This window comes from Flavobacterium sp. (assembly GCF_030146175.1).
Classification (GTDB): Bacteria; Bacteroidota; Bacteroidia; order Flavobacteriales; family Flavobacteriaceae; genus Flavobacterium.
The window spans coordinates 1-7030 of record NZ_JASLCE010000077.1; the positions used below are offsets into that span (position 1 = coordinate 1).

6 protein-coding genes are annotated in these 7030 nt (G+C 39.8%); 5 read left to right on the forward strand and 1 reads right to left on the reverse strand.

Features of this window, described 5'->3' with window-relative positions; all coding sequences use genetic code 11:
- Window positions 1–466, reverse strand: a 466-nt coding sequence (locus Q1R07_RS09320) for an alpha/beta hydrolase (protein WP_300489035.1), incomplete at its 3' end; no start/stop codon positions are given.
- A 166-nt stretch (window positions 467–632) separates the two neighbouring features.
- Here Q1R07_RS09320 and Q1R07_RS09325 point away from each other — a divergent pair.
- The 5 genes from Q1R07_RS09325 to lon all read left to right on the forward strand — a co-directional run bounded on the left by Q1R07_RS09325 (window position 633) and on the right by lon (window position 7005).
- Window positions 633–1451: a M48 family metallopeptidase gene (locus tag Q1R07_RS09325; protein WP_300489038.1), complete on the forward strand. Its 819-nt coding sequence runs from the start codon at window positions 633–635 to the stop codon at window positions 1449–1451.
- A 56-nt stretch (window positions 1452–1507) separates the two neighbouring features.
- Window positions 1508–2803: an MFS transporter gene (locus Q1R07_RS09330; protein WP_300489041.1), complete on the forward strand. Its 1296-nt coding sequence runs from the start codon at window positions 1508–1510 to the stop codon at window positions 2801–2803.
- A gap of 48 nt (window positions 2804–2851) precedes the next feature.
- Window positions 2852–3442 (forward strand): lipocalin family protein, encoded by a 591-nt coding sequence (locus tag Q1R07_RS09335; protein WP_300489044.1) that lies wholly within the window; start codon window positions 2852–2854, stop codon window positions 3440–3442.
- 149 nt (window positions 3443–3591) lie between these two features.
- Entirely contained in the window at window positions 3592–4368 is a 777-nt protein-coding gene (locus tag Q1R07_RS09340; RefSeq protein WP_300489046.1) for a hypothetical protein, read from the forward strand.
- 177 nt (window positions 4369–4545) lie between these two features.
- Window positions 4546–7005 (forward strand): endopeptidase La, encoded by a 2460-nt coding sequence (lon, locus tag Q1R07_RS09345; RefSeq protein ID WP_300489049.1) that lies wholly within the window; start codon window positions 4546–4548, stop codon window positions 7003–7005.
- Window positions 7006–7030: the final 25 nt, after the last annotated feature.

Genomic DNA, 7030 nt, shown 5'->3' on the forward strand with positions numbered 1-7030 from the left:
ATGAATGACCTACTGCATATTCGAATGGTCCGTATTTCTTTTCAATTTCCAGTATAGCGGCTATAAATTCGGTCATATTACTGGTTTTTCCGGGTGCTTTTCCATGAGCCGGCGCATCAAAACTAAAGACTTGGTAGCCCATTTTCAGGAACTCGTCGGCAATTTTAACCAATTGTGTCCCGCGTCCGCCCCATCCGTGAACCAATAAGACTTTTTTGTCACCGGTTCCATACTGATATAGCATCACTTTTTTCTGAATAGCGGGTATTTCCAACAATTCCTGTTGGCTGTTCCGATCCATTTCAAACTCTCTTTTCGGTATCTTATAACGAATTGGAGTGGTAAATAATTTCATCGCAAACTGCGTTGCCAATTCCGGAGAAATTTTTTCAAAAAGTCTCGCAGTAAATAGAATTACTTTGGGTATTTCCAGAGATTGCTGGTGTTTTGGTTTGTTTTCTTTCATTTCAGTATACTAAAACAGCTGCAAGTTAAGTTATAACTGTCGTTTTATTGATAAATTAATCTTAAAAAATCAGTCCGAAAAAAGGAAGTGACCCGACTATTTTGTTAGGAGATTCATTACTAATTTATCAGGAATTACTAATTTTGTTACAATAAAATCACATCGTATGAAAAGGAATTATCGTTTGTTAGTAGCCGGTTTGTTGGTATTGGGAATTTCCTGTGCTAAAAACCCATTTACAGGAAAAAGTACATTGGCATTAGTGCCGGACAGTGAAATTTTCCCGTCGTCGTTTCAGCAATACAATCAGTTTCTAACTGAAAATAAAGTGATCAAAGGAACCAAGGATGCACAACGTGTTACGGATGTAGGGATGAAAATCAAAGCCGCTGCCGAAAAATGGTTAAATGCCAATGGCTATCAGGGCTATCTGAAAGATTACAAATGGGAATACAATCTGGTCGACAGTAAAGATGTGAACGCCTGGTGTATGCCCGGTGGGAAAATTGTTTTTTATACCGGTATCCTGCCGATTTGTAAAGACGATGCCGGAATGGCAACGGTAATGGGGCACGAAGTAGCGCACGCGTTGTTAAACCACGGACAACAACGAATGAGTGCCGGATTATTACAGCAATTGGGAGCCGCAGGAGTGAGTGCCGCGGTAGGCAATAAAAGTACACAAACCCAACAAATTGCGATGACGGCCTATGGAGCGACTACACAATATGGCGGAATGTTACCGTTTAGCCGTAGTCATGAAAGTGAAGCCGATAAAATTGGTCTGACATTAATGGCGATTGCCGGATATAATCCCGACACAGCTGTAGCGTTTTGGCAACGGATGGCGGCCAATTCCGGAGGACAGTCGCAACCGGAGTTTTTGAGTACGCACCCGAGTAATGAAACCCGTATTGCAGAGATCCGAAATCTGATTCCTCAGGCAAAAGCCGAAGCAAAAAAATTTGGTGTTGCTTTTAAATAAAAAAATATATTATCTTCGAAGCTGTTCAATTAGAACAGCTTTTTTTATACCTATTTATGAAACAACTTGAAAAAGGAAGTAAAAAATTATTAAATGCCTGGGCATTTTATGATTGGGCGAATTCCGTTTATGCGCTCGTAATTTCATCATCTATTTTTCCGCTGTATTACGGGGCTTTATTCCGTATAAAAGGCATCGAAGAAATCCCGCTTTTCGGACTATCGATTCGGAGTGAATCATTGATCAGCTATATAACGGCACTGGGCTTTTTATGTGTAGCGATATTGTCGCCGCTGCTTTCCGGTATCGCGGATTATATGGGGAATAAAAAAACATTTTTAAAATTCTTCTGTTATATGGGAGGTTTGTCCTGTATGGGGCTATATTTCTTCTCCCTGGATAATATTATTTTCGGCTTGCTAACCTATATGTTGGCACTGATTGGTTTTTGGGGAAGTTTGGTGTTTTACAATTCCTATCTCCCGGATATTGCTTTTCCGGAACAACAGGATAGTATTAGTGCCAAAGGTTACGGATTGGGTTATATCGGTAGTGTAATTTTATTGATCATCAACCTTGTTATGGTGATGAAATACGAGATTTTCGGGTTTGAAAACCAACTTAAGGCCATGCAGTTTTCGTTTGTGATGGTCGGTTTATGGTGGATCGGATTCAGTCAGTATACCTATCGTTACCTTCCGGATTATAAAAACGGAAAAAAGATCAAAGGCCAGATTATTTTCAATGGTTTTAAAGAACTGCAAAAAGTTTGGAGTCAGTTAAAGGAAATCAAACCGTTACGCCGCTATTTGGGAGCCTTTTTCGTGTATAGTATGGCGGTACAAACAGTGATGATCATTGCAGCTTATTTCGGCGAACAGGAAGTGGAGTGGGGAAGTGATGAAAAACGAACCATGGGATTGATCGTGAGTATCTTATTGATTCAGTTAATTGCGGTATTTGGTGCGATTATGACTTCAAAAGCCTCGGCTAAATTTGGAAATATTAAAGTTTTGATGGTGATCAACTTCCTATGGATTTTGATCTGTATCTATGCTTATTTTGTCGTAACGCCAAATGAGTTTTATATCGCTGCCGGTTGTGTTGGTTTGGTAATGGGTGGAATACAGGCGTTATCGCGATCGACCTATTCCAAGTTTATTCCGAAAACACAGGATACGACGTCTTTTTTTAGTTTTTATGATGTTGCCGAAAAAATCGGTATTGTGATTGGAATGTTTTTATATGGCTATATCGCCGATATCACCGGAAAGATGCAAAATGCCATTTTGTTTTTGATAATTTTCTTTGTGGCAGGATTATTGTTATTAACCCGGGTACCAAGAGAATAAAAATCAAATTATTACGTTACATTATTAACCCAACAAGATTAACCCCACATGAAACAAATCAAAACTATTGGTCTTATGCTCCTGTTCACGGGAGGACTATTATTAACAAGCTGTGAAACGGAACCCGTTGATGCGAGTTTACTAACAAATACCGGAAATACCGGTGGAAATAATGGCGGTAACAACGGAGGTAATAACGGCGGTGGTACAGCTACCAATGTTATAGGAACCTATAAAATGACCGCTTTTAATACTTCGGTTCCAACCGACCTTAACGGTGATGGAACGCCTTCGACCAACCAGATGAACGAAACAAGTTGTTTTAACAACACTTTGTTAGTATTAAGTGCTAATCATACGTTTACCGCTACGGGAAGCTCACTCGAAATTACGACAGACGGAACCAATACGGTACTGGATTGTACCGAAGATCCGAGTTATGGCGGAACATGGACACTGTCCGGAACTACGTTAACTCTGACGTATACCGATGAAGAAGAAACGTATTCAGACCAATATACCGTTATCGGAAATACGTTGAAAATTTCGATAGAAGAAGGATCGATAGTAGGGGCAGGTTCTGGAGGTGAACCCGCTTACCTAACGGCTAACATTGATATTATTTTTACCAAACAATAATTGACATCAAGAGATTTGAAAAAGCTGCCTTCGGGCGGCTTTTTTTATAACAAATCATTTGTTTTTTCTAAATATATTCACTCGGATACTATGTTAAAATGTTAAAAATAAAATTATATTTGGGACGTTTTTTAACTAACTCATCCACTATGAAGAAAATTACTTTTTTAACCACAATTTTGTTGGTATTTACGGCTTTTACTTTTGTATCCTGTGAAGTAGAATCGATCGATCCGGCTTTAGGCACTAACGGAACCAATAATAATGGCGGAAACACGGGAGGCGGAAATACAGGTGGTGGTAATACCGGCGGTAACGGCGGAACATCTTCCGGTGATTATTGGCCAACAGCCATTAATAATATCTGGAATTATGATCAGAACGGAACTGCGGTTAACATGAAAATCATCGGAACCGATAATATAAACGGAGCGACCTACTATAAGTTTTCACCACAATCCGGATTTTTCGAAGGGAACGGTGCTACTGATGTGACGACCTGGATTCGTAAAAATGGAGGGAACTATATCATGAAAATGGGGGATCTGAATATTAATGCCGGAGGATTAACAGGAACACAAACCGGATATGAAATGATTCTGTTTAAAGATAATATTGCTGTAAACGCAACATGGACGGGGTCTTATACGCAAACAACAACCTATAGCGTATTACCAACCAGCATTGTGATGACAACAAATTATACCGGAAAAATTCTGGAAAAAGACGCTGCTGTAACGGTTAATGGAGTAGCGTATACCAATGTAATTAAAATGAATTTACGTCAGGTCGTATCTGTAATGGGAGCGAATACCATTAGCGATACTGAATATTGGTTTGCAAAAGACATCGGACCGATTCGCGTTGTAACGAACACTGAAGGAAATACTTTTGAGACGGCTATAACCAGTTATACCTTAAATTAAAACAAAATACAACAATACTAAGCCCGGTTGTTACCGGGTTTTTTTATGGCATAAAGATTGATTTATTAGAGTAGCGGTATAGGCGATATGCCAAAGAACCGTTAATTATCAAGGTAATAGCAATAAAGACTTTTATCTTGCAGTACTATTTAATGACAAAATGACTTAAAAAAAACTATGTCAAATCAAAAGATACTCACATTAGACAATTTGTCACTTCATGAAATCGATACCGATGCGGAATTAATCCCTTTAATGACGCCGGAAGACGAGGAAGAAATGAATAACGAAGTGCTTCCGGACGATCTGGCCATTTTGCCTTTGCGCAATACGGTGTTGTTTCCGGGTGTTGTAATCCCAATTACAGCCGGAAGAGATAAATCGATTAAACTGATCAACGATGCGAATGCCGCCGGTAAAATTATCGGGGTAGTGGCACAAAAAGATGAAAACGTTGAAGAGCCAACTGCGGCCGATATTAATACAATTGGTACCGTAGCCCGTATTTTACGGGTGTTGAAAATGCCGGATGGAAATACTACGGTAATCCTTCAGGGGAAAAAGCGCTTTGAGATCGATCAGATCACAACCGAAGAGCCGTATTTAAAGGCTACGGTTAAAGAAGTGCCGGAAAAAAGACCATCGGATAATGACGAAGAATTCAACGCTATTATCGATTCTATAAAGGAACTGGCAATCCAGATCATTAAAGAAAGTCCGAATATTCCTACGGAAGCAACTTTCGCGATTAAAAATATCGAAAGCAAATCCTTCCTGGTTAATTTCGTTTCCTCGAATATGAACCTGATGGTTCCTGAAAAACAGGGACTTCTGGCAATTAATGATCTGACAGATCGAGCGCTGGAAACCTTGCGTTATATGAACCTGGAATTGCAGAAGTTGGAGCTGAAAAACGACATTCAGTCCAAAGTGCGTTTTGATCTTGATCAGCAACAACGGGAATACTTCCTGCAACAGCAGATGAAAACCATTCAGGAAGAATTGGGTGGTGTTTCCTATGAAGAGGAAATCGAAGAAATGCGTCAAAAAGCCAAATCTAAAAAGTGGGACGATAAAATAAAAGCCCATTTTGAAAAGGAACTGGCGAAAATGCAACGGATGAATCCGCAGGTAGCCGAATTTTCAATTCAGCGTAACTACCTGGAATTGTTTTTAGAATTGCCGTGGAATAATTTTTCCAAAGATAAATTCGATTTAAAACAAGCACAGAAAATATTGGATCGCGACCATTTTGGACTGGATGATGTTAAAAAACGAATCATCGAACATTTGGCCGTATTAAAACTGCGTAACGATATGAAATCGCCGATTTTGTGTTTGTACGGACCTCCGGGTGTCGGAAAAACATCGATCGGAAAATCGGTAGCCGAAGCATTGGGAAGAGAATACGTTCGTATTTCCCTGGGTGGATTACGCGATGAAGCGGAAATCCGAGGTCATCGTAAAACCTATATCGGAGCGATGCCGGGACGTATCATTCAGAGTCTTAAAAAAGCAGGAACATCCAATCCGGTATTTGTATTGGATGAAATCGATAAATTGTCAAGCAGTCATAACGGCGATCCGTCATCGGCCTTATTGGAAGTGTTGGATCCGGAACAAAATTCCGATTTCTACGATAATTTCCTTGAAATGGGATATGACTTATCAAAAGTGATGTTTATTGCAACATCCAATAATATGTCGTCGATACAACCGGCTTTACGCGATCGTATGGAAGTGATCAATATGACAGGCTATACGATTGAAGAAAAAATAGAGATTGCCAAACAACATTTGGTTCCAAAACAATTAAAAGAACACGGACTAACGACAAAAGATCTTTCGATTGGTAAAAAACAAATCGAAAAGATTGTGGTGGGGTATACCCGTGAATCCGGAGTGCGAGGATTGGAAAAACAGATTGCAGCGATGGTGCGAAATGCAGCCAAATCGATCGCAATGGAAGAAGAATACAATGTTAAGGTAACCGATGAAGATGTTATTAAAGTATTGGGTGCTCCGAAAATGGAACGCGACAAATACGAAAATAACGAAACGGCAGGCGTGGTAACCGGATTGGCGTGGACTAGTGTTGGTGGTGATATCCTGTTTATCGAATCGATTATTTCCAAAGGAAAAGGAAATATGACGATGACTGGTAATCTGGGAACGGTTATGAAAGAATCGGCAACCATAGCGCTGGAATATATCAAATCGAATGCCGAGCAATTGGGTATTAACCCGGAAGTGATTGCGAATTATAACGTACATATTCACGTACCGGAAGGCGCAACGCCAAAAGACGGACCAAGTGCCGGTGTAGCGATGTTAACCTCACTGGTGTCCAGTTTTACCCAAAGAAGGGTCAAAAAGAGTCTGGCGATGACTGGTGAAATTACCTTACGCGGAAAAGTATTACCGGTTGGCGGCATCAAAGAAAAAATTCTGGCGGCTAAAAGAGCCAATATCAAAGAGATCATCTTGTGTCATGAAAATAAAAGGGATATCGATGAAATCAAACCGGAATATCTGGAAGGATTAACGTTCCATTATGTAAAAGAAATGAGTGAAGTTTTGGAACTCGCGATAACAGATCAAAATGCAAAACATGCCAAAAATCTGATCGCCGAATAAAAACCGCAAACGAATTATAAAAAAG